Below are 23357 nucleotides of genomic sequence, written 5' to 3' on the forward strand. Positions count from 1 at the left end.
GTCTCGTTATCGGATCAGTCGGAAATTTCAGAACCTATCGGGATTCTACGCTGTGCGGCCGGGGCTCAAGCCGAGGGCTTGCCCGCGCTCGCCCCACTCGCTTCATCGGGTACCTGTTCCAGGTCGGCGAGCCACACCACCGACTCCGAATCGCTCGGCGCGCGCCAGTCGCCGCGCGGCGACAGCGAGCCGCCCGAGCCGACCTTCGGCGAATTCGGAACACAGGTGCGCTTGAACTGGCTCTGGCGGAAGAAGCGGTCGAGGAATATGCGCAGATTGCGCTTGATCGCCGCAAGATCGTACTGGTTGCGCACGACTTTCGCGTTCTCGGGCCACGCCCCGGCTTCCCGGTCGCCCCACGCGTGGCGCGCGAGGAACGCCACCTTCGAAGGCGCGAAGCCGAAGCGCAGCGTGTAGTAGAGGTTGAAGTCCTGAAGCTCGTACGGGCCGATCGTGCTCTCGGTTTTCTGCTCGGGCGCGCCATCGGACTTGCCCGGAATCAGCTCGGGGCTAATGTCGGTGGCGAGAATCGCTTCGAGCACGTCGCGGCCGCTCTCGCCGTTCTGGCCAATCTGGCCGGTTTCGGCCACCCAGCGTACGAGATGCGTGATGAGCGTCTTCGGCACGCTCGCGTTCACGTTGTAGTGCGACATGTGATCGCCCACGCCGTACGTGCACCAGCCGAGCGCAAGCTCGGAGAGATCGCCCGTGCCGATCACGATCGCGTGATTGAAGTTGGCAAGGCGGAACAGGTGATTCGTGCGCTCGCCGGCCTGCACGTTTTCGAAGGTGATGTCGTAGGTTTCCTTGCCTTCCGAATACGGATGACCCAGGTCTTCGAGCATCTGCATGCAGCTCTGGCGAATGTCGATTTCACGCGCCGTACAACCCACGAGCGCCATCAGTTCGCGTGCCTGGCGCAGCGTGCGCTCGCTCGTGGCGAACCCGGGCATGGTGTACGCGAGGATGTTCGCGCGCGGCAGCCCGAGGCGGTCCATCGCCTTCGCGCACACGAGCAGCGCATGCGTGGAGTCGAGCCCGCCCGACACGCCGATCACCACTTTCTTGATGCCCGCCTGCGAAAGCCGCTGCACGAGCGCCTGCACCTGGATGTTGTAGACCTCGTTGCAGCGCTCGTCGCGGCGCTTCGGATCGGCCGGCACGTAGGGGAAGCGCTCCACGCGGCGCGCCAGCGCGAGCGTTTCGCGCGCCCAGGCGCCCTCGCCCGCCAGCTCGCATGCAATCACGCGAAACTTCGCGACTTCATCGGCGTGGCGGCGAATCGAATCGCCGAACGTGGTCTGGCGGACGCGCTCCTGCTGCAAGCGCGCGAGATCGATGTCGGCGAAGATGAGGTGCGAGTCGTCCGGGAAACGCTCCGATTGCGCGAGCAGTTCGCCGTTTTCGCACACGAGCGCGTGACCGTCCCAGGCCATGTCGGTGGTCGATTCGCCCTTGCCCGCCGAGGTGTACAGATACGCCGCGAGACAGCGCGCCGACTGTTGCGACACCAGCTGCTGCCGGTAGCCCGCCTTGCCCACCACGACATTCGACGCCGAAAGATTCACGAGCACCGAAGCGCCCGCGAGCGCCGCGAACGACGACGGCGGAATCGGCACCCAGACGTCCTCGCAAATCTCCACGTGAAAGCGCAGACCCGCGACCTGTGGAACTTCGAACAGCAGCGACGCACCGAACGGCACGTCCGCGCCGGCGAGGCGCACGGTGTCGGTGCAAGCGACATCGGCGGGACTGAACTGGCGCGGCTCGTAGAACTCGCCATAGTTCGGCAGGAAGCTTTTCGGCACGACGCCTGCCACACGTCCGCCCGCCACGACAGCCGCGCAGTTGAAGAGTGAATGGCCCGCGCGCACCGGCAGCCCGACGATCATGACGAGCGGCAGCGTGGCCGAGGCTTCCACGATCTGCGCGAGCGCGCGCTCACAGGCGTCGAGTAACGCTTGCTGATGGAACAGGTCGTCGCAGGTATAGGCCGAGAGGCCCAGCTCGGGGAACGCGACGAGCGCAGCGCCCTTCGCAGCAGCCTCGCGCGCGAGCGCGAGCGTCTCGGTGGCGTTGAACGCAGGGTCGGCCACACGGCAGCGGGGCACGCCCACGGCCACGCGCGCAAAGCCGTGCGTATAGAGATTGAAGAAGCGCTCTTTCATTTCGATAACCTTGAGGCGGGCGCGCTGCGCACGAAAGCGCGCGCTCTGACGTTCGGGCTGCTTGATGCCGCTTGGTGCCGCTTGGTGCCGCGTGATGCCGCTTGATGTCCCCGCGCGGCTGCCGCCGCTGCAAGCGGCGCGGCGGTCCTCACCCGCTCGGGACGTTTGCTTTACCATGACCGTTTGCCGCGGCAGGCGCTGTTGAAACGCCCACGCCGCTTCCCACGCCAACGGGCACGCAAGTTGAAACAGGAACATTTCGATTATCGCACGGGCATCCTCGGCTCACCGTCCGAGGTCGACGCCGCCGAATGGAACGCGCTGCTCGCACGCCAGGCGCAGCCTACGCCTTTTTTGCGCCACGAATTCCTCGCTGCGCTCGACGCCACGCGCTGCACCACGCCGGACGAGGGCTGGGCCGCGCAGTTCGTCACGCTCACCGACACACGCACGGGGCGCCTCGCCGCCGCCGCGCCGGTGTACCTGAAGGGCCACTCGTACGGGGAATACGTGTTCGACTGGGCCTGGGCCGACGCCTACAAGCGCAACGGCCTCGAGTACTACCCAAAGCTCCTGTGCGCCGTGCCGTTCACGCCGGTGCAGGGCACACGCCTGCTCGCCGCCGACGCGACCGCGCGCCGCCACCTGGCCGCCACGCTCCTCGCGTTCGCCGAGCAGGCCGACGTCTCGTCGCTGCACGTGCTCTTCCCGACCACCGAAGACGCCGAGGCGCTGACCGACCTCGGCATGATGCAGCGTGAAGGCGTGCAGTTTCACTGGCTCAACGACGGCTATCGCGACTTCGAGGACTTCCTCTCGACGCTCGAGCAGAAGAAGCGCAAGAACATTCGCGCGGAACGCCGCAAGGTGCGCGAAGCGGGCGTAACGATGCGGCGCGTGCGCGGCGAGGACATCAGCGACGCCGAGTGGCGCTTTTTTAGCCGCTGCTACCGGCAGACGTATCGCGAGCACTTTTCGTCGCCGTATCTGAATCTCGACTTCTTCCGCACGATCGGCGAGACGATGCCGGAGAATCTGCTGCTCGTGATCGCCGAGCGCGAAGGCAAGCCGATCGCGAGTTCGCTCGTGGTCTGGCAGCGCGGCGAGAATGGCCAGGGCGGCACGCTCTATGGCCGCTACTGGGGCGCGCTCGAACACGTGCCGTGCCTGCACTTCGAGACCGCGTACTATCAGCCGCTCGAATTCTGCATCGAGGAAAAGCTCGACGTGTTCGAAGGCGGCGCGCAAGGCGAGCACAAGATGGCGCGCGGTTTCCTGCCCACCGCCACGCGCTCGGCGCACTGGCTCGCCCACCCTGCGTTCTCGGACGCCGTTGCGCGCTTTCTCGAAAACGAGACCAACCATATTCACGCCTATATGCACGAGCTCAATGAGCGCAATCCTTTTCGTGCTTGATGTGCCTGATGCGCCTGATGCGTGCGAAAAGCTCGCGCGCAGCGTGTCCTGAAACGCCCTCGCCTAATACGATCATCGCTTCCAGAACTATGCCGTGGTTCCTCTACATGCTCGAATGCGCCGACGGCAGCGTCTACACGGGCATTGCCATCGACGTCGCAGCCCGCTTCTCGCAGCACGCGAGCGGCACGGGCGCGCGCTACACGCGCTCGCGCAAGCCGGTGAAGGTGCTCGCGCAGTTCGAGTTCGCCGACCGGGCGCGCGCATCGAGCGCCGAATACTGGGTCAAACGCCTCACCCCGCGCGAAAAGCGCGCGCTCGCGGCCGGCGCGCGCACGCTCGAATCGGTCCTGCCGCCGCCACCCCCGCCTCCGGATACGTCCCCGGACACCGAAGCATCAGAATGAGCAAACCGAGCAAACGTCTTGCCAAACGGGCGTTTGCTCTTTTCATCGAACACCCCGCGTAAAGCCTAAAGCCGCCCGCAGCCTCCGCCGTTATTGCGCACAAGACGCCGGTCTTAGCCCCCGGCGTGCGCGCTCATTTCACCTCGGACGGGGCCGGTGAGGCATGCAGAGACCGATTAAGGCGGAGACGAGCCGGCTTGCCCCCGGTTGGCACGGATTGCGGCGCACGACCGCGGTCCTGCTGCCGCTATGGCTGCTCGCGGCCGTCATGGCGGTGATCGCCGCGGCCAGTCTCTCGATCATGTCGATCCTGCTTGCCTATGTGGCAGGAGAAAGCAGCTGGTCGAAGGGACAGAAGGACGCCGTTCACGCCCTGGAGCGCTATGCGCGCACCGGCGACGAAACGGACTACCGCACGTTCCTCTCCGGCATTGCCGTGCCGCTCGGCGACCGGGCGGCCAAGCTGGCGATGAACCGCGCGCAACCGGACACCGCGGCAATCCGGCGCGGCTTCGAGCTGGGCCGGATCGCGCCCGACGATATGGACGGCATGACCTGGGGCTACCGCACGCTCAAGAACACGCCGTGGATGCGCCCGGCGGTGGCGTTCTGGGATATCGGCGACCACTTTATCTTGCGTCTCGCCGATACAGGCGAGCGCCTGCACGCACTCGTGCAGTCGGGCCGGCTGCACGCGCCGGAGTCCGCCAACCTCGTGCGCGAACTGCGCGAGATCGACAGCCAGCTCGCGCCCATCGAAAGCGGCTTCTCCCGCTCGCTCGAGGACGCGGCACGCGCCACGCGCTCGCTCCTGACACTCGCGCTCGCCGCCTCCGCCATCGGGCTGCTCGGCGTGTTCTCGCAATTCATCCGCCGTGCGCTCGCGCGCAGCGACCGCCTCGAAGCCGAGGTTCGCAAGAACGAGGAGCGCCTCACACTAGGCTTTGAAGGCATCAACGCCGGGCTCTGGGACTGGGAGGTCGGCAGCCGCCAATGCTACTTCTCGAACTGGCTGTATGAGCAGCTCGGCTATGACGTGGGCACGCGCTTCGAAAGCGATACCGGCCTCACTCAGCTCGTCCATCCCGACGACCTCACGCTCGTGCGCCACGCGTTGCGCCAACACCTCGCGCGCGCAACGCCATTCGATGTGGAATTTCGTCTGCGCACCCTCGCGGGCACTTACTGCTGGTGCCGCGCACGCGGCCAGGCGGTGCGCGACGCGCGCGGGCGCGCCGTGCGCATGGTCGGCTGCCTGTTCGATATCACCGAACTCAGGACGGCCGAAGCGAAGGCCTATACCGAACGCGAACTGGCGGAGGTCACGCTGGCCTCGATCGGCGAAGCGGTGATCCGCACCGACGAGAACGCGCGCGTGACCTACTGCAACGCCGTGGCCGAACGCATGCTCGGCCGCGCGGCCGCCGATATGCTCTCGCAGCCGTTCGACGCGATCTGCGATCTGCGCAACGACGCGCACGAACCACAACGATTCGATATCCTGATCAATTCACAAGTGACGGCTGCGACGGACGACACAGGCGGCGTGACGCTTCACGTGACGCGTCCGAACGGCTCGCGCCTCGCGGTCGATTACTCGGTGTCGAAGCTGCGCGACGTGCAGCGCCGGGTGATCGGCACGGTGATCGTGCTCTACGACGTGAGCGCACTGCGCGAACACGCGGCCCGCCTCGCCTACCAGGCGACCCACGACGAGCTCACCGACATCTACAACCGCCGCGAATTCGAGCGGCGGCTCGCCGCGCTGCTCGACGACGGTGGCAATGCACAGCCGGGGCAGTCAGGACAGCCAGGACACGGCCACGCGGTCATGTTTCTCGACCTCGACCAATTCAAGGTCGTCAACGACACGTGCGGCCACTCGACCGGCGACGAACTGATCCGCCAGGTCTGCCGCGTGCTCAAAAGCGAGCTGCGCGGCGAAGACATCATTGCGCGCCTGGGCGGCGACGAATTCGGCGTCGTGCTGCCGCACTGCACGGCCGCGCACGCGTCGCTGCTCGCGGAGAACCTGCGCGCGGGCATTGCCGCGATCCGCTTCACGGGCGCCGGGCGCATCGTGCAGACGAGCGTGAGCATCGGACTGGTCAGCGAGGCGGCAGGCCTCGTTTCCGTAAAGGAAGTGATGAAGGCCGCGGACGTGGCGTGCTACATGGCGAAGAAGAAAGGCCGCAACCGCGTGCACCGCTTTCGCTATGACGACGAAGAACTCTCGCAAACCCACGCCCAGATGGCATGGGTCTCCGACATCAAGGCCGCGCTCGAAAACGGCCAGTTCTGCCTGTTCGGCCAGAAGATTCTCTCGCTCGCGCAGGCATCGTCGGCCGACGACACGCACGTCGAACTGCTGCTGCGCATGCAGACCGCCTCGGGCGCACTCGTGGAGCCGTCGGCCTTTATCGGCGCTGCGGAGCGCTTCGACCTCATGCCGGCTATCGACCGCTGGGTGATCGCGAGCGCGTTCGCGATGATCGCCGAAGGCACGCACGATTACGGCACCTGGTCGATCAACCTCTCGGGCGCCTCGCTCGGCGACGAGCAGCTCGCCGACTATATCGAGGCGCAGCAGCGCGTCTGGTCCGTCCCGTTCGAGCGCGTGTGCTTCGAGATCACCGAAACCGCCGCGATCACGAACATGGACGATGCGATCAAGCTCATCGAGCGCCTGCGCGCACAGGGTTGCCGTTTCGCGCTCGACGATTTCGGCGCGGGCATGTCGTCGTTCAACTACCTCAAACATCTGCACGTCGACTATCTGAAGATCGACGGCAGCTTTATCCGCGGCATCATCGACAGTCCGCTGGACCAGGCCATCGTGCGTTCGATCAACCAGGTCGCGCACGCAGCGGGGAAGCTTACGATCGCCGAGTGCGTGGAGGACGCCGCCATCGTGGACTGGATGATCGCGATGGGCGTGGACTACGCGCAGGGCTACGGCGTGGGCAGGCCCGCACGGCTCGACATCCTGCGCGGGCCGGAACTGCGCGACGTCGCCGAGGTGGGCTAGTCGAGCGCCCATGAAAAAACCGCACGGCCTGTCGGCGCGTGCGGTCTTTCGATCAACCCAAAAGCGTGCGAATTACTTCTTGAAGTTCGCCACGCCGTCGGTGATTTCCTTGTGGGCGGCTTCGATGCCGACCCAGCCTTCGACCTTGACCCACTTGCCCTTTTCGAGCGACTTGTAGTTCTCGAAGAAGTGCTTGATCTGGTCCTTCAGGTACTCGGGCACGTCGTCGAGCGACTTGAGGTTGGCCGTCATCGGGCAGACCTTGTCGTGCGGGACCGCGATCAGCTTCGCGTCGACGCCCGACTCGTCGGTCATCTGCAGCATGCCGAGCGCGCGCGAGCGCACGACGGAGCCTGCCAGCAGCGGGAACGGCGTGATCACGAGCACGTCGACCGGGTCGCCGTCGCCCGAGAGCGTCTGCGGAATGAAGCCGTAGTTCACGGGATAGCGCATGCCCGTGCCGACGAAACGGTCGACGACGAGCAGGCCCAGGTCCTTGTCGGCTTCGTATTTCACCGGATCGCTTTGCGCGGGAATCTCGATGATCACGTTGAAGTCTTGCGGCAGATCCTTGCCGGCGGGGACATTTGCAAAGCTCATGTGCGCTCTCTGTTGAGAAGGGAAAAAGCGACGGCTCGCGCGCAAAACCGGCGCGTAACCGGACGTCGCGGACGTTGGAAGATGGACGCCATTATAGCCAATCGGCCAGGGCGGGCCAGGGCAGCCGGCGCTTCGGCCCAGGGCTTTCCCGCACGCGGATGTAGTGCCTGCTGAATTCCCGCGCGTAGCGCCCGCGATTGGCGCGATAATGAAAGCGCCGGTGCGGCCCGCCATCGGGCCATCCGAGGCACGCTCCGGCGACGTTTCCCGTTTTGCGTTTCCCCTCCCTCGTTTCACCCCCATTTACGAGGCGCATGCATGGAAGAAGCGAAGCACTTCATCGGCGGCGAATGGCAAGCGAGCGCCAGCGGCGAAACGCTCGCCGCGATCGATCCCTCCACCGGCCAGCCGTTCGCGCAGCTCGCGCGCGGCAATGCCACCGACATCAACGACGCCGTCACGGCCGCACGCAAAGCCTTCGAGGGCGCATGGGGCGCATTGAGCGCCACCGAGCGCGGGCGGCTGCTGTTCGCGCTTTCGGGCCTTGTCCTCCAGCACAAGGAGGAACTCGCGCAGCTCGAAGCGCGCGACACGGGCAAGCCGCTCAAGCAGGCGCGCGCCGACGCCGCCGCGCTCGCGCGCTATTTCGAGTTCTACGCCGGCGCCGCCGACAAGCTGCACGGCGAAACCCTGCCCTACCAGACCGGCTATACGGTCCTCACGGTGCGCGAGCCGCACGGCGTGACGGGCCACATCGTGCCCTGGAACTACCCGATGCAGATCTTCGGCCGCAGCGTGGGCGCGGCGCTCGCCACCGGCAACGCGTGCGTGGTGAAGCCCGCCGAGGACGCCTGCGTGTCGCTCTTGCGCGTGGCCGAACTGGCGCGCGAAGCGGGCCTGCCCGCCGGGGCGCTCAACATCGTCACGGGCCTGGGGCATGAGGCGGGCGCGGCGCTCTCCTCGCACCCCGGCATCGACCACATCTCGTTCACCGGCTCGCCGCAAACGGGCAAGCTCGTCGCGCAGATGGCCGCCGAGCACCACGTGCCCGTCACGCTCGAGCTGGGCGGCAAGTCGCCGCAAATCGTCTTCGCCGATGCCGATCTCGACGCGGCGCTCCCCGTGCTCGTGGCCGCGATCGTGCAGAACGCGGGGCAGACCTGTTCCGCGGGCAGCCGCGTGCTGATCGAGCGTAGTGCGTACGAGCCGCTCATCGACCGGCTCGCTGCGTCGTTCGGCAAACTGCGCGTGGGCCCCGCCAGCGCCGACCTCGACTGCGGCCCGCTCATCAACGAGAAGCAGCGCCAGCGCGTGCGCGGCTTTCTCGACGAAGCCACCGCTTGCCGTATCGCCACGGCGGCGAGCGGCAGGCTCGAAGCGGATGCACCGAGCGGCGGCTTCTACGAAGTCCCGACCCTGCTGCGCGACGTGCCGCCGCACAGCCGTCTCGCACAGGAAGAAGTGTTCGGGCCGGTGCTCGCGGCCATGCCTTTCGAGAGCGAGGAGGAAGCGCTCGCGCTCGCCAACGGCACGCTTTATGGCCTCGTCGCCGGCATCTGGACGCGCGACGGCGCGCGCCAGATGCGTCTTGCCCGGCGCGTGCGCGCGGGCCAGGTGTTCGTCAACAACTACGGCGCGGGCGGCGGCGTCGAATTGCCGTTCGGCGGCACCCGGCATTCGGGACATGGGCGCGAAAAAGGCTTCGAGGCGCTCTATGGCTTCACGGTGCTGAAAACAATCGCGATCCGGCACGGCTGAACCCTTACGCAGTCAAGCAAGCACCATACAAACGGAGACACCATGCGACTCAAAGGCAAGACGGCTGTCGTGACAGGCGCCGGTTCGGGCTTCGGCGAAGGGATAGCCAAGACCTATGCGCGCGAAGGCGCGAACGTCGTCATCAACGATCTGAACGGCGATGCAGCAGAGCGCGTGGCGAGCGAGATCGCGCTCGCGGGCGGACGGGCCATCGCGGTGCAAGGCGACATTACGCGCGAAGCCGACTGGCACGCGCTGCGCGAAGCCGCCATCGAAGACTTCGGCAGCGTGCAGATCGTCGTCAACAACGCGGGCACCACGCATCGCAACAAGCCCGTGCTCGAAGTGAGCGAAGCGGAGTTCGACCGCGTCTACGCCGTCAACGTGAAGGGGCTCTACTGGAGCGTGCGCGCGTTCGTGCCGCATTTTCGCGAGCGCGGCGGCGGCGCGTTCGTCAACATCGCATCGACCGCGGGCATCCGGCCGCGGCCGGGCCTCGTCTGGTACAACGGCAGCAAGGGCGCGATGATCGTCGCCAGCAAGGCGCTTGCCGCCGAACTGGGCCCTGACCAGATTCGCGTGAACTGCGTGAATCCCGTGATCGGCGACACGGGCCTCACGGCGGAATTCATGGGCGTGCCCGACACGCCCGAGAACCGCCAGCGCTTTATCGCGACCATCCCGCTCGGACGGTTTTCCACGCCGCAGGACGTGGCCAATGCGTGCCTCTATCTCGCCTCGGACGAAGCGGCGTTCATCACCGGCACCTGCATCGAAGTCGATGGCGGCCGCTGCGTCTAGTGCGCGCCAAGTCGTTGACTAATCGGTGTTTTCCCCGAGCGTTACGCGCCGTCGCGCCACGGCGGCGCGTATAGAATGGTCGTGCTTTCGCGTCGAATACCCGCCATAACACGGCGGCAATACAACAAACACGCCAACGAGCAAGATCTTGCTCTGCATGGGACCGGAGCGCCATCTCCGGTCGACAAAGGAGACACCATGGCCAGTCCAGCGAATCACCTGCCGCAAGCGGGAGCGGGCGCACCGCCCTCCGCCTTCGAGGAAGCCACGTATCGCAAAGTCGCGTGGCGGCTCATTCCGCTTCTCATGCTGTGTTATGTGGTCGCGTATCTGGACCGCGTGAACGTGGGCTTCGCCAAGCTGCAGATGAGTTCGGCGCTCAATCTCTCCGATGCGGTTTATGGCTTCGGCGCGGGCATTTTCTTCGTCGGTTACTTTCTGTTCGAAGTCCCAAGCAATGTGATCCTGCATCGCGTGGGCGCGCGGGTGTGGATCGCGCGCATCATGGTCACGTGGGGCCTCGTCTCGATCCTGACGATGTTCGTCACCACGCCCACCATGTTCTACGTGATGCGCTTTCTGCTCGGCCTGTGCGAGGCGGGCTTCTTCCCCGGCATCATCCTCTACCTCACCTACTGGTATCCGGCGCATCGGCGCGGGCGCATGACCACGTGGTTCATGACGGCCATTGCGCTTTCGGGCGTGATTGGCGGGCCGGTGTCGGGCTGGATTCTCAAGTCCTTCGACGGTGCGAATGGCTGGCAGGGCTGGCAGTGGCTCTTCCTGCTCGAAGGGCTGCCTTCGGTGATCGTCGGCGTGCTGGTGTTCTTCGTGCTCGACGACCGCATCGGCAAAGCCAAGTGGCTCACCGAAGAAGAGCGCGCGCTGCTCGAACGCAACATCGCCGCCGAAGATGCCACCAAGGAAGACCCGCCGCTCATGAGCGTACTCACGAGCCCGCGCGTACTGGTCATGAGCCTCACCTACTTCTCGTTCGTGATGGGCCTTTACGGCGTGAGCTTCTGGCTGCCCACCATCATCAAGGCGACGGGCGTGAAAGACGCGCTCACGATCGGCCTGCTTTCGGCGATTCCGTTCGCGGCGGCCGTGGTCGGCATGGTGCTCTTCGCGAAGAGCGCCGACCGCACGCGTGAGCGCCGCTGGCACATCGCGATTCCCGCTGTCATCGGCGCGATCGGCCTCGTGCTCTCGGTCACCTGGGCGCACGACACCACGCTCGCCATGACGGCGCTCACCATCGCGACCATCGGCATTCTGACCACGCTGCCGCTGTTCTGGAGCCTGCCCACGGCCTGGCTCTCGGGCACAGCGGCGGCGGCCGGCATCGCGCTCATCAACTCGATCGGCAATCTCGCGGGCTTCCTGAGCCCGTATGCGGTTGGCTGGCTCAAGGAGGCCACGAAGGCCAACGATTCGGGCATGTACATGCTCGCAGCGTTCATGATCCTGGGCGGTTTGCTCGCACTTTCCGCACCGGCGAAACTCGTGAATCGCTGAAGCATTCCGAGGCTCTCCAAAAACAAACGGCCGCCTGTTTTGCAGGCGGCCGTTTTCGTTGCGACTGTAGATTCGCGGCGAGCTTCTTTACACCACGTTCATCGACAGCGCGCTTTCCCGATAGTGCGACGCAGCCTTGTCGCCGTCGCCGAGTTGCTCGTGCAGGCGCGCGAGCGCGCGATGCGAGCGGATCTTGAGCGGCTCGTTCTGCGTGGCGTCGGCGGACTTGAGCGCGGCTTCGAGGAACGACTGCGCCTTGCCCCACAGCTGCTGCTTCAGGCACAGGCGGCCCAGCGCGAACAGCAGGTCACCGTCCTCCGGGCGCTCCTTGCGCCACGCCTCGGCCTTCTGGATGAGCGGCAGCGCGTCGCTGCCAGCCGTGTCCGGATAGCGGCGCAAAAGGCGCGCGTCCCAGTTCTGCGCGAGCGCTTCCTCGACGATCTTGCGCGCGTCGGCCTGGCGATCGAGCGCGATCAGCAGTTCGGCGGCGCAATCGGCCAGACGCGGCGAGTGACGCTCGACGTTCGAGAGCGACTGCCACAGTTCGAGCAGCGCGTCGGCGTTGTGGCGACGATCGCGCAGCAGGTTTTCCGCCGCGAGCTGGCGCAGACGCACGGCCACGGCCGGGTGCAGCGCCTCGCGCTTTTCCAGCGTCTTCACGAGCTTGAGCACTTCGCTCCAGTTCTTCAGCTGCTGCTGGGCGCGCAGTGCGATCTGCTGAGCGTGAATGCGGCGGCCGCCCTGCGTGCGCATTTCGGTGAGCGCGGCGAGCGCGCCATCGGCGTCGCGGCCGTCGGCGCGCATGTCGGCGGTCGCCATGAGGCGCGCTTCCTGCAGGTCGGGGTCGTCGACCTGGGTGAGCCATTCGTCGCGGCGCGCGTATTCATGCAGACGATGCGCGGCCGTCGCGGCGATCAGGCCCGCGGCGCTCGTGTTCTTGATGTCAGCGAGCGAATCGCGCGCGGCCTTCTCGGCGCGCGAGAAGCGGCCCGCGTAGAGATTGCCCACGGCGTCGCGCAGCGCCGAGTTCGCCTTCTCGGTGCGCATGCGGGCGCGATAGGCGGCCACGCGGCGCGGCATCGTCACGATGTTGCGCGCGAAACGCAGGATCGCGTACAGCAGCAGGAAGGCCACCACGATGCCGACCACGAACAGGTTGAGCGAGACGTCTACCCGATACGGCGGATAGACGAGCAGCACCTGCCCGGTGTCGAAGCGCCCGACGGTCGCAAGCGCGACGGCAATCGCGAAGAGAAGCGCGAGCCAGAGGAGTCCACGGATCGCCATGTCTTACCCCCGGCTCCGGTATTGCTGGATCGCCTTCAGGCTCGTGTCGAGCGTGGGCAGCGCGACGGCGGCCGAGCCGTCGTTCACTTGCTTGAGCAGATCGCGCACGGTTTGCGTGTCTTTCGAGGCGCCGTCGAAGTAGCGCGCAAGCGTGGCGTCGGCGGCCGCGAGGTCGGACTTGAGCGTGTCCTGGTTGCGCGAGAGCAGCGAGAGGCGCGCCGAGAGCAAACGCAGCTTCAGGTTCTCGCGCACGAAGTAGCCTTGATCGGGCGACACGAGCATGGCGTCCGCGTTGTCGATGCGGCGCACCTGCACGAGGCTTGCGATCTGCTTGCCCACGCCGTCGACGAACGTGTCGATCCACACCTTCCATTTCGCCTGATTGGTCGCCGCGGCAACCTTTGCGACATCGGCGGGCTGCGCAGCTTCGGGCTTCGTATGCGCGACGATCGCTTCGCCCGAGAGCGGCAGCGAGTCGATCTGGCCGAGCGCGGTGTCGAGCTTGATGGCGAGGCCTGTGAGGTCCGTGGACGGCGCGGCCTTGAGCTTGTCGATGTCCTGCGCGATGGCCTTGCGCACGGCGATGGCTTGCGCGTTCTCCGAAGCGGCGAGGCGCGTGTCCGCGCTTTGCAGCGCGAAGAGCGCGAGCTGCGTGTTGCCCGTGAGCTGGAGCTGTTCGCTCGCACTCGAGAGCATCTGGCCGACTTCGGCGAGCGTCCAGTCGTCGCGGCTCTTCGAAAGATCGGCGTATTGCTGCGCGAGCGCCTGCTGCGAAGTCTGTGCGTCGGCGATCTTGCCTTCGAGCTGGGCGATCTGCTTGTCGAGCTGCTGCGCACCCGAGACGGCCTCGTCGGTGCGTGCGCGCAGCGCGGCGATCTGCTGCTCGCCTGCCTGCTGGCGCTGCGCGAGTTGCGTGTCGAGCCGGTCGAGCTTGCGGTTGAGCGCGTAGCCGCCCGCTCCTGCGCCTGCCGCGATCAGCACCACGACGAGCCACAGCAGCGCCGAGCCCGCGCCGCGGCGTGCCGCGCCCGGCGGCTGGGTCAGCGGCGCGGAAGACCCCGTGCCCGACGACGCATACGACGGCCGCGCCGACGCGCTGGCCGAAGCCGACGCGCCGGAGGAAACCGCCGCGCCCGTGGCGACGGCACCCTGGTTTGCTGTGCTGCTTGAGTTGTTCGAATCTGTCATGCGTGGGTTGGCCGGCGTCTGGGCCGGAGTGTTCTGAACCGGTTGAACAGCGGAAGAAGCGAGGCCTAGCAGCGTCTCGACGATGCGTTCGTCGCCCGCGCCGGACACCGTAATCCTATCAAAACCCATTGAGCGCGCCGTCTCGGCGATCCGCGGATGAGGCGCGACGAGCGGCGCATGACGCAGTTCGACGATCTCGCCCGCCGTGAGGTGCTCGCGCGCGAGTTCGTCGAGGTTGCGCACGCCCTCGGAACTCGTGACGAGCCACGCGTGCGGCGCGCCTTCGAGCAGCGCGTGCACCTGTGTCCACGTGGCGATGGGCGGCTCGGGCACGACACGGCGGTAAGCCGCTACGGTCTCCACCTCGGCGCCCGCTTCGCGCAGACGCTCGGCGAGCCACTCGCGGCCGCCGTCGCCGCGCACGATCAGCACGCGCTTGCCGGCAAAGGCGTCCGCGCCGAAGGTCTTCTCGAGCGCCGCGTAAAGCGACTCCGAATCGAAGCGCGCAGGCTCTTCTTCCCCCGCGCCCGCAGGGCTCACGACGCGATGCTCGGGCTCGGCCACGCCGTGACGCTCGAGCGCGGCCACGCTCGCCGGGCCGACCACGGCCACGGGCAGCGCGGGCGGCCAGATCGAGGACACCGAGGCATAGCATGCGAACGCGCGATCGACTGCGTTCGGCGAAACGAACACGACGAGCGCATAGCGTTCGAGCGCACCGAGCGCGGCGCGCAACGGCGCTTCGTCGGTCACGGGCGCAATGGAGATGAGCGGGAAGTCGAGCGTGCGCATGCCGCGCTGCGCGAGCCGCCCGGCGAGCCCATCCGACTGACCGGCCGGCCGGGTAATGACGACGGTGAACGGCGTGCTGCCGCTACCCGCGCTTGCCGACGACGCGCGCTTCGCGCCGGTGGAGGCGTCGCCAGGGCCGCCCCACTCGTCGGGCTGGCCGGCGTTGCCGCGCGGTTGCCAGGGGCCGGCCATCATCGGGAGGCCGGGCCTTCGCCCGTGCCGGTTGGGTTGTTCATGGCAGCGCCCGTTTGAGGCGCCGTATTCGGGCCGTCGGCGGCCTGGGCCGCATCCGCGAGCGCGCGCACGATCTCGAGCGCGCCTTGCGCGATGAGGTCGTCGGCAACGCGGCGGCCGAGCGCGACGGCCTCGTCGACCGTGGACGCCGCGGTGGCCTCCTGCGCGGCGAGCACACGGCTCGCGTCGGGCGTGGCGATCGTGCCGCGCAGCGCGAGCATGCCGTCGTGCCACTGCGCGTAGGCCGCGAGCGGCACCGTGCAGCTGCCGCCCAGTGCGCGCGAAACCATGCGCTCGGCCTCGACGGCCTTCGCGGTGGCGTCGTCGTGCAGCGGCGCGAGCCATGCGGCGATATCAGCGCGGTCGGCGCGGATTTCGATGCCGAGCGCGCCCTGGCCCGCCGCCGGCAAGCTGTCCTCGGGCTCGATCAGCGCACGGATGCGCGCGCCGAGGCCAAGACGCTTCAAGCCCGCAGCCGCGAGAATGATGGCCGCGTAGTCGCCGCGATCGAGCTTGGCGAGGCGCGTGTCGAGATTGCCGCGCAACGGCTTCACGTCGAGATGCGGATAGCGCGCACGGATCATCGACTCGCGGCGCAGGCTGGACGTCCCCACCACGCTGCCCGCGGGCAACGCGGCGAGCGAATCGTAGTCGTTGGAGACGAACGCGTCGCGCGGGTCCTCGCGCTCCATAATGGCCGCGAGCGTGAAGCCTTCGGGCAACTCCATCGGCACGTCCTTGAGCGAGTGCACTGCGAGATCGGCGCGGCCCTCGGCCAGCGCCTGCTCCAGTTCCTTCACGAAAAGACCCTTGCCGCCCACCTTCGAAAGCGTGCGGTCGAGAATTTGATCGCCGCGTGTCGTCATTCCAACAATTTTCACGTCGCAGGCTGGATATAATTTGTGCAGCGCAGCTTGCACATGCTCTGCCTGCCACATCGCGAGGCGGCTCTCCCGCGAAGCGATCACCAGGGTGCGGGGCATGGGCGCGGATAACGTCTCGGAGTTCATGGCAAGTACATCGAATGACGGGATGAAAAGCAGGATCGGATAACAGGCAATGTTAGCACGCGCCCTTTTTACCGCCTCCCCGCAGGGACAGGCTGGGAAGGCGCGGGCGGCGGCAAGGAAGAGACTCTGGCGTTGCACGCGGCGCCTACTGTATTCATCGTAGGCAATTTGGTACGCAATGCGCCGCGAGCCGGCCACTGGCGATACGTCATGGACACGGCGGCCCGAAGAGGCTGCGTGTGGCGCGCGCAGGGTTCGCGTGTGGCGCATGCGCAGCCCGCATGGCTGCGGCCATCGCCGCGGTGGCGCTTCGGCTTGCGTACGCGCTCGCAGCGGCGCACTCTCCAGCAACGCCTGCACCCGGCGCACCGCCTTTGGCGGCCCGCGCCGCCTCTGCACTATCCGCACGGCTCACGCAGGGTGGCACCTTCCACCCTCTCCAGGTTGCACCCGCAGTACACGGCCCGGCACGCGCCGCGGCCATGCAGTTGGTAGTTCTCCGACTAACCTGCCCATATCCTGGCAAGCCTCAAGGAAAACATCGTGAAGTCTTCAGGCTCGGCGCGCGCAGAGCGCCGCAACACCGCATCGCAGAACGCAACTTCGAAGGCCGCACCGGCCACGCCGTCCACGAAACCGGCGAAAACGACGAAGACTACGAAGACCACGAAATCCGTCACGACCAAACCGGCGACCCAGACCAAAGAGGCCGCCGAGGCCGTCAAGGCAGCAAAGGCGGTGAAGACGCCGAAGGCCGCTCAAGCCACGAAGGCCACGAAGGCCCCGAAAGCGGGCGCCGGCGTCTCGCGCAACGGCCGCGCGCGCGACGACAAGGACCAGCCGCTCTTCGAAGACATCCGCTTCCTGGGCCGCCTGCTCGGCGACGTGCTGCGCGAGCAGGAAGGCGACGCCGTGTTCGACGTGGTGGAGACCATTCGTCAGACCTCGGTGCGCTTTCGCCGCGAGGACGACAACGCCGACGCGCTCGCGCTGGAAAAGCAGCTGCGCGCGCTCTCGCCCGAGCAGACCGTGAGCGTCGTGCGCGCGTTCAGCTACTTCTCGCATCTCGCGAACATCGCTGAAGATCGCCACCGCAATCGCCGCCGCCGCATTCACGACCTCGCGGGCTCGGCTCCGCAGGCAGGCACCATCGCCCATTCGCTCGAACGTCTCGCGCAAGCGGGCTCCGCCGCGACGCCGGTGCTCCAGCAGTTCTTCAACGACGCGCTGATCGTGCCCGTGCTCACCGCGCACCCCACCGAAGTGCAGCGCAAGAGCACGCTCGACTCGCAGCACGACATCGCACGCCTGCTCACCGAGCGCGACCAGCCGCTTACGCACCGCGAACTCGAACACAACGAGCAGCTGCTGCGCGCACGCGTGACCTCGCTCTGGCAAACGCGCATGCTGCGCGACTCGCGCCTGACCGTTGGCGACGAAATCGAGAACGCGCTTTCGTATTACCACACGACCTTCCTCACCGAGATCCCCGCGCTCTACAGCGAGATCGAAACGCAGTTGAAGGAGCACGGCCTTTCGGCGCGCCTGCCCGCGTTCTTCCAGATGGGCAGCTGGATTGGCGGCGACCGCGACGGCAACCCGAACGTCACCGCCGCCACGCTCGAAGAAGCGAGCGAGCGCCAGGCGCAGGTGATCCTCCAGCATTACCTCGACGAGGTGCACCGTCTGGGCGCCGAGCTTTCGGTGTCGAACCTGCTCGCGGGAGCAAGCGATGAACTGAAGGCGCTGGCCGAAGCCTCGCCCGACCAGTCGCCGCACCGCGTGGACGAGCCGTATCGCCGCGCGCTGATCGGCGTGTACACGCGCCTCGCCGCCAGCGCACGCGTGCGCCTGGGCGAAGGCGTGGTGGCCGTGCGCAGCGCGGGCCGCAACGCCGCGCCGGTGCGCGCGAAGCCCTATGCCGATGCGGATGAGTTCTCGCGCGACCTGCATATCCTGATGGATTCGCTTGCCGAGCATCATGGCGCGTCGCTCGCGACCACGCGTCTCGCGCCGCTCATGCGCGCCGTCGACGTGTTCGGCTTCCATCTCGCCTCGATCGATCTGCGCCAAAGCTCGGACATTCACGAAGCGGTGATTACGGAGCTGCTCGCGCGCGCCGGCGTCGAAGCCGACTACGCGGCGCTTTCGGAAGAAGACAAGCAGATCGTGCTGCTCGCGCAGCTCGCCGACCCGCGCACGCTGCGCTCGCCGTACCTCGATTATTCGGACCTCGTGAAGAGCGAGCTGGGCGTGCTGGAAATGGCGCGCGTGACGCGCGAGAAGTTCGGCGCGCGCGCGGTGCGCAACTACATCATCTCGCACACCGAAACGGTTTCCGACCTGCTCGAAGTCCTGTTGCTGCAAAAGGAAACCGGCCTCGTGAGCGGGCGCCTCGGCCACGCGGAAGACCCCGCGAAGGCCGCGCTGATGGTGATCCCGCTCTTCGAGACGATTCCCGACTTGCGCCACGCGCCGGGCATCATGCGCGACCTGCTCGCGCTGCCGGGCATCGACGGCATTGTCGAGCACCAGGGCAACGAGCAGGAAATCATGCTCGGCTACTCGGACAGCAACAAGGACGGCGGCTTCCTCACGTCGAACTGGGAGCTGTATCGCGCGGAGCTGGCGCTCGTCGCGCTGTACAAGCAGCGCGGCATCACGCTGCGTCTGTTCCACGGCCGCGGCGGCACGGTAGGCCGCGGCGGCGGCCCGACCTACAACGCGATCCTCTCGCAGCCGCCGGGCACGGTGGAAGGCCAGATCCGCCTCACGGAACAGGGCGAAGTCATCGCGAGCAAGTTCGGCAATCCGGAGATCGGGCGCCGCAACCTCGAAACGGTCATTGCCGCGACGCTTGAAGCGACGCTGCTGCCAATGGGCGGCGCGGGTAGCGCGCCCGATCAACTGCCCGCCTTCGAAGAGACGATGCAGCAGCTCTCCGACGCCGCAATGGCCGCGTACCGTTCGCTCGTGTACGAGACGCCCGGCTTCACCGACTACTTCTTTGCCTCGACGCCGATCACGGAAATCGCGGAACTGAACATCGGCAGCCGTCCGGCCTCGCGCAAGCTGCAGGACCCGAAGAACCGCAAGATCGACGACCTGCGCGCGATTCCGTGGGGCTTCTCGTGGGGCCAGTGCCGCTTGCTGCTCACGGGCTGGTACGGTTTCGGCAGCGCGGTGAGCTCGTTCCTCGACGACGCGGGCAGCGACGCCGAGCGCGCGCGCCGTCTTGCGATGTTCAAGAAGATGTACAAGACCTGGCCGTTCTTCTCGAACCTGCTCTCGAACATGGACATGACGCTCGCGAAGACCGACCTCGCGGTGGCCTCGCGCTACGCGCAGCTCGTGGCCGACAAGAAGCTGCGCAAGCTCGTGTTCGAGCGCATCGTGGCCGAATGGGAGCGCACGACGAAGGTGCTCGGCGAGATCACGGGGGCGGCCGAACGGCTCGCCGACAACCCGCTGCTCGCGCGCTCGATCAAGAACCGCTTCCCGTACCTCGATCCGTTGAATCACTTGCAGGTGGAGCTGATCAAGCGTTATCGCGCCGGCGACCCGAGCCCGCGCGTGCAGCGCGGGATTCATCTGACGATCAACGGGATTGCGGCGGGGTTGCGCAATACGGGTTAAGCGGCGGGTCAAGCGTTCGCGCCGTGCTCATGGACAAACGGCGTCGTGCCTTCGCGGGCACGACGCCGTTTTTTGTTGCCGCAACGGGTGGTCAGTCCCGCCGCGTCGCCTCGATCATCAATGCGTCGAGCTTGAACGACAAATCGCTCTGCACATCGAAATATTGGCGCACTTCATCGGGCGCGCGCTCCCACATCGAGCGGATCGCCGTCACGCGCTCGGGCGGCGTGCGCATACGCGCGACCCACGAATCGAAGTCGAGTGCGATGCGCCAGCGCTCGCTCACCTTCGCCTCGAAGCCGGCGGCATCCAGCATCGCAATCCACTCGTCGGCGCGATAGTCGCGAATGTGCGAAGCGTCGCGCAACAGTTCGATCGCCTGAATATGCGTGTCGTAAAGCGGATCGTCGATGCCCGCGATGTCGATGAACTTCAGCCGGCCGCCCGGTTTGAGCACGCGGTACACCTCGGCCAGCGCGCGCGGCACGTCGCGCCAGTGATGCGCGCTCATGCGGCTCACGGCCCAGTTGAAGCTCGCGTCGGCGAACGGCAGCGTTTCCGCCGCGCCCTGCTGCGTGCGCACCGTCGTCAAGCCGCGCTCCTTCGCGGCGGCTTGAACCGTGGCGAGCATCTGCGGGGCGATGTCGTAGGCCACGACTTCACGCACGTGCGGTGCCACGGCAAAGCTCGCGTGGCCCGCGCCGCAGCCCATGTCCAGCACCGTCGCATTGCCGCAGGTGGCCGCGAAGGTCGCGGCGAGGTTCTCCAGATCCGCGCCGCTCGCGTGGACCTGGCTCGTGAGGTAGGCGGCGGCGGTCGAGCCGAATGCGTCGGCGACCTGATCGTGATGCTTCATCGCATGCTCCTTTTGCGGGTTCTTATGCGGTGCTTTATGTAGGGCGCGAAGCGTCGAGCGCTGCGCGTAGCGGGTGCTGCAATCTCCGGGCGGTCTGACGTGGCGGCCCGTCGCCGCGTCAGACGCTACAATAGAGCCCGTTCTGTACCAGTACAAGTTAAGCGATTATTCTGGTATCGCCGCCACCTGCCCCACACCCAATGAGCCTCGACACGCCCGCCGCCGCCAGCGGCTCCGCCAAGACCCTCGACGCGACGCCCGCCCGCGCGCTCGGCGAATTCATCCGCGCCCATCGCGAGCGCCTCTCGCCCGCGGAGGTCGGCCTGCCGCCGGGCCCGCGCCGCCGCACGCCGGGCCTGCGCCGCGAAGAAGTCGCGCAGTTGTGCGGCGTGAGCCCGACCTGGTACACGTGGATCGAGCAGGGTCGCCCCGTTTCGGCGTCGGCGGACGCGCTCGCGCGCATCGCCGTCGCGCTGCGGCTCTCGCGCGCCGAGCGCGCCTATCTGTTCGAGCTGGCTGCGCAGCGCGACCCCGCCGAGCCCGACCCGGCCACCGCCGCGGACGCCCCCGCCACGCTTTTGCAGACGGTGAAGCTCGTCGACGCCCCCGCCTACGTGCTCGACCGCCAGTGGACCGCGCTCGCGTGGAACGCCCATGCGGCGGACCTCTTCACGGGCTGGCTCGACGGCGAGCACGACCGCAACCTGCTGCGCTTCACCTTCACCGAGCCGCTCGGTCGCGAGCTGATCGTGGACTGGGAAACGCGCGCGCGCCGCCTCGCCGCCGAGTTCCGCGCCGATTCGATCCGCCATCTGAACGATGCGCCCACGCGCGCGCTGATCGATTCGCTGATCGCCGCGAGCGACGAGTTCACGCGCTTCTGGGCCTCGCAGGACGTGTTCGAGCGCGAGGGCGGCCGGCGCGAGTTCAACCATCCGCGCCATGGCCGCATTGCCTACGACCAGATCACCTTCAAGCCCGCTCACCGCGAGGATCTCAAGCTCGTGGTGCTGGTGCGGCTTTGAGCGCGGCCTGGCGACGGCCCGGCAAGCGCCCGATGTTAAAATTGTGGTCTTTCATGCCGTGCGAGACGTAACGCGCCGCGCGGCCCGCGCTTTTTCACGCTCATCACGCTCGTTCACGCCCCATCACCATGACGTCCCAACTGCACAAAAAAGGCGAAGCCTGGTCGGCTCGCTTCTCCGAACCCATGTCGGAGCTGGTCAAGCGCTACACGTCGTCGGTCTTCTTCGACAAGCGTCTCGCGCTGGTCGACATCGAGGGCTCGCTCGCGCACGCGGCGATGCTGGCCGCGCAGAAGATCATCTCCGCCGACGACCTCGCCGCCATCCAGGGCGGCATGGCGAAGATCAAGGGCGAGATCGAGCGCGGCGAATTCGAGTGGCTGCTCGACCTCGAAGACGTGCACCTGAACATCGAAGCGCGCCTGACCGCCCTGATCGGCGATGCAGGCAAGCGCCTGCACACGGGCCGCTCGCGCAACGACCAGGTCGCGACCGACATCCGCCTGTGGCTGCGCGGCGAGATCGACCGCATCGGCGGCCTGCTCGGCGACCTGCGCGGCGCGCTGCTCGATCTCGCTGAACAGCACTCGGGCACGATCATGCCCGGCTTCACGCACCTGCAGGTGGCGCAGCCGGTCACGTTCGGCCATCACCTGCTCGCCTACGTGGAAATGTTCACGCGCGACGCCGAGCGCATGGTCGACTGCCGCAAGCGCGTGAACCGTCTGCCGCTGGGCGCGGCGGCGCTCGCGGGCACGAGCTACCCGATCGACCGCTTCGCCGTGGCGAAGACGCTGGGCTTCGACGGCATCTGCGCGAACTCGCTCGACGCCGTCTCCGACCGCGACTTCGCGATCGAATTCACGGCAGCCGCCGCGCTCGTGATGACGCACGTCTCGCGCTTCTCGGAAGAACTGGTGCTGTGGATGAGCCCGCGTGTGGGCTTCATCGACCTGGCCGACCGCTTCTGCACGGGCTCGTCGATCATGCCGCAGAAGAAGAACCCGGACGTGCCGGAACTCGCGCGCGGCAAGACCGGCCGCGTGAACGGCCACCTCATGGCGCTCCTCACGCTCATGAAGGGCCAGCCGCTCGCGTACAACAAGGACAACCAGGAAGACAAGGAGCCCCTGTTCGACACCGTCGATACGGTGGCGGACACGCTGCGCATTTTCGCGGAGATGGTGGCGGGTATCACGATCAAGGAGCAGGCCATGCGCGCGGCAGCGCTGCAAGGCTTCTCCACGGCCACGGATCTGGCCGACTACCTCGTCAAGAAGGGCCTGCCATTCCGCGACGCGCACGAAGCGGTGGCGCACGCCGTTCGTATCTGCGTGGACCGCAACTGCGATCTCGCCGACCTCACGCTCGACGAGATGCGCCGCGAACTGCCGGCCGTCTCGCACCTGCTGGCCGAAGACGTGTTCGAAGTGCTGACGCTCGAAGGCTCGGTCTCGGCGCGCAACCATGCGGGCGGCACCGCGCCCGAGCAGGTGCGTGCGGCCATCGCAGCGGCGCGCGCGGCACTCAAGTAAGCGAAGCCTGGCGGGCGCCAAGCGCCCGCACTCGCAGGCCAACCGGGCGCGCGACGGACCCTGTCGCGCGCCCGGTTTGTTTTTGCGGCGGCGCATCG

15 protein-coding genes are annotated in these 23357 nt (G+C 67.1%); 9 read left to right on the top strand and 6 right to left on the bottom strand.

What is annotated here, in order from left to right:
- Positions 1-65 precede the first annotated feature (65 nt).
- Positions 66-2168 carry an NAD(+) synthase gene (locus tag U5A57_RS16885; RefSeq protein WP_321912989.1) on the bottom strand — a complete coding sequence of 701 codons (2103 nt, stop codon included), beginning with the start codon at positions 2166-2168 and terminating at the stop codon, positions 66-68.
- A gap of 243 nt (positions 2169-2411) precedes the next feature.
- Here U5A57_RS16885 and U5A57_RS16890 point away from each other — a divergent pair, with 243 nt between their 5' ends.
- From U5A57_RS16890 to U5A57_RS16900, 3 genes are all read left to right on the top strand, one after another.
- Positions 2412-3584: a GNAT family N-acetyltransferase gene (locus U5A57_RS16890; RefSeq protein WP_321912686.1), complete on the top strand. Its 1173-nt coding sequence runs from the start codon at positions 2412-2414 to the stop codon at positions 3582-3584.
- Positions 3585-3673: 89 nt separating this feature from the next.
- The gene (locus tag U5A57_RS16895; RefSeq protein ID WP_321912688.1) at positions 3674-3991 is read left to right on the top strand and encodes a GIY-YIG nuclease family protein; all 318 of its coding nucleotides are present in this window, start codon (positions 3674-3676) and stop codon (positions 3989-3991) included.
- Positions 3992-4154: 163 nt separating this feature from the next.
- On the top strand, positions 4155-7019 hold the full coding sequence (locus U5A57_RS16900; protein WP_321912690.1) for an EAL domain-containing protein: 2865 nt from the start codon (positions 4155-4157) through the stop codon (positions 7017-7019).
- 72 nt (positions 7020-7091) lie between these two features.
- Here U5A57_RS16900 and ppa read toward each other — a convergent pair whose 3' ends face one another.
- Complete coding sequence (gene ppa, locus U5A57_RS16905; protein WP_116611852.1) at positions 7092-7619, bottom strand: inorganic diphosphatase; 528 nt, start codon at positions 7617-7619, stop codon at positions 7092-7094.
- 318 nt (positions 7620-7937) lie between these two features.
- Here ppa and U5A57_RS16910 point away from each other — a divergent pair, with 318 nt between their 5' ends.
- The 3 genes from U5A57_RS16910 (at position 7938) to U5A57_RS16920 (ending at position 11696) form a co-directional block, all read left to right on the top strand.
- A complete protein-coding gene (locus U5A57_RS16910; RefSeq protein WP_321912694.1) occupies positions 7938-9377 on the top strand; it encodes an aldehyde dehydrogenase family protein in 1440 nt (479 codons plus the stop codon).
- A 42-nt stretch (positions 9378-9419) separates the two neighbouring features.
- Complete coding sequence (locus U5A57_RS16915; protein WP_321912696.1) at positions 9420-10178, top strand: SDR family oxidoreductase; 759 nt, start codon at positions 9420-9422, stop codon at positions 10176-10178.
- A gap of 198 nt (positions 10179-10376) precedes the next feature.
- Positions 10377-11696, top strand: coding sequence for an MFS transporter (locus U5A57_RS16920; RefSeq protein WP_321912698.1), 1320 nt, complete (start codon positions 10377-10379; stop codon positions 11694-11696).
- An 87-nt stretch (positions 11697-11783) separates the two neighbouring features.
- On the opposite strand, the gene U5A57_RS16925 is transcribed toward U5A57_RS16920, so the two are convergent.
- Genes U5A57_RS16925 through hemC form a run of 3 tightly spaced genes read right to left on the bottom strand, consistent with a single transcriptional unit; the run spans position 11784 to position 16207 of the window.
- A complete protein-coding gene (locus U5A57_RS16925) occupies positions 11784-12983 on the bottom strand; it encodes a heme biosynthesis protein HemY (RefSeq protein WP_321912700.1) in 1200 nt (399 codons plus the stop codon).
- A 3-nt stretch (positions 12984-12986) separates the two neighbouring features.
- Positions 12987-15158 carry a fused uroporphyrinogen-III synthase HemD/membrane protein HemX gene (gene hemDX, locus U5A57_RS16930; RefSeq protein WP_321912702.1) on the bottom strand — a complete coding sequence of 724 codons (2172 nt, stop codon included), beginning with the start codon at positions 15156-15158 and terminating at the stop codon, positions 12987-12989.
- Positions 15155-16207, bottom strand: a complete 1053-nt coding sequence (gene hemC, locus U5A57_RS16935) for a hydroxymethylbilane synthase (protein ID WP_321912704.1) — start codon at positions 16205-16207, stop codon at positions 15155-15157. Before hemC ends, hemDX begins: the two co-directional genes overlap by 4 nt.
- Before the next feature lie 543 nt (positions 16208-16750).
- Here hemC and ppc point away from each other — a divergent pair.
- Complete coding sequence (gene ppc / locus U5A57_RS16940; protein WP_321912706.1) at positions 16751-19843, top strand: phosphoenolpyruvate carboxylase; 3093 nt, start codon at positions 16751-16753, stop codon at positions 19841-19843.
- Positions 19844-19934: 91 nt separating this feature from the next.
- On the opposite strand, the gene U5A57_RS16945 is transcribed toward ppc, so the two are convergent.
- Positions 19935-20699, bottom strand: a complete 765-nt coding sequence (locus tag U5A57_RS16945; RefSeq protein ID WP_321912708.1) for a class I SAM-dependent methyltransferase — start codon at positions 20697-20699, stop codon at positions 19935-19937.
- Positions 20700-20899: 200 nt separating this feature from the next.
- Between U5A57_RS16945 and U5A57_RS16950 the strand changes: the two genes are divergently transcribed.
- Both U5A57_RS16950 and argH read left to right on the top strand, forming a co-directional pair.
- Complete coding sequence (locus tag U5A57_RS16950) at positions 20900-21724, top strand: helix-turn-helix transcriptional regulator (protein WP_321912710.1); 825 nt, start codon at positions 20900-20902, stop codon at positions 21722-21724.
- A gap of 128 nt (positions 21725-21852) precedes the next feature.
- The gene (gene argH / locus U5A57_RS16955) at positions 21853-23259 is read left to right on the top strand and encodes an argininosuccinate lyase (protein ID WP_321912711.1); all 1407 of its coding nucleotides are present in this window, start codon (positions 21853-21855) and stop codon (positions 23257-23259) included.
- Positions 23260-23357 lie beyond the last annotated feature (98 nt).

It is taken from the genome of Paraburkholderia sp. J11-2 (genome assembly GCF_905220185.1).
Taxonomy (GTDB): domain Bacteria; phylum Pseudomonadota; class Gammaproteobacteria; order Burkholderiales; family Burkholderiaceae; genus Paraburkholderia.

Coding starts and splice junctions, on each gene's coding strand:
- U5A57_RS16885 (WP_321912989.1), bottom strand. CDS start 2,168: ATGAAAGAGCGCTTCTTCAATCTCTATACGCACGGCTTTGCGCGCGTG.
- U5A57_RS16895 (WP_321912688.1), top strand. CDS start 3,674: ATGCCGTGGTTCCTCTACATGCTCGAATGCGCCGACGGCAGCGTCTAC.
- U5A57_RS16900 (WP_321912690.1), top strand. CDS start 4,155: ATGCAGAGACCGATTAAGGCGGAGACGAGCCGGCTTGCCCCCGGTTGG.
- ppa (WP_116611852.1), bottom strand. CDS start 7,619: ATGAGCTTTGCAAATGTCCCCGCCGGCAAGGATCTGCCGCAAGACTTC.
- U5A57_RS16910 (WP_321912694.1), top strand. CDS start 7,938: ATGGAAGAAGCGAAGCACTTCATCGGCGGCGAATGGCAAGCGAGCGCC.
- U5A57_RS16915 (WP_321912696.1), top strand. CDS start 9,420: ATGCGACTCAAAGGCAAGACGGCTGTCGTGACAGGCGCCGGTTCGGGC.
- U5A57_RS16920 (WP_321912698.1), top strand. CDS start 10,377: ATGGCCAGTCCAGCGAATCACCTGCCGCAAGCGGGAGCGGGCGCACCG.
- U5A57_RS16925 (WP_321912700.1), bottom strand. CDS start 12,983: ATGGCGATCCGTGGACTCCTCTGGCTCGCGCTTCTCTTCGCGATTGCC.
- hemDX (WP_321912702.1), bottom strand. CDS start 15,158: ATGATGGCCGGCCCCTGGCAACCGCGCGGCAACGCCGGCCAGCCCGAC.
- hemC (WP_321912704.1), bottom strand. CDS start 16,207: ATGAACTCCGAGACGTTATCCGCGCCCATGCCCCGCACCCTGGTGATC.
- U5A57_RS16945 (WP_321912708.1), bottom strand. CDS start 20,699: ATGAAGCATCACGATCAGGTCGCCGACGCATTCGGCTCGACCGCCGCC.
- U5A57_RS16950 (WP_321912710.1), top strand. CDS start 20,900: ATGAGCCTCGACACGCCCGCCGCCGCCAGCGGCTCCGCCAAGACCCTC.
- argH (WP_321912711.1), top strand. CDS start 21,853: ATGACGTCCCAACTGCACAAAAAAGGCGAAGCCTGGTCGGCTCGCTTC.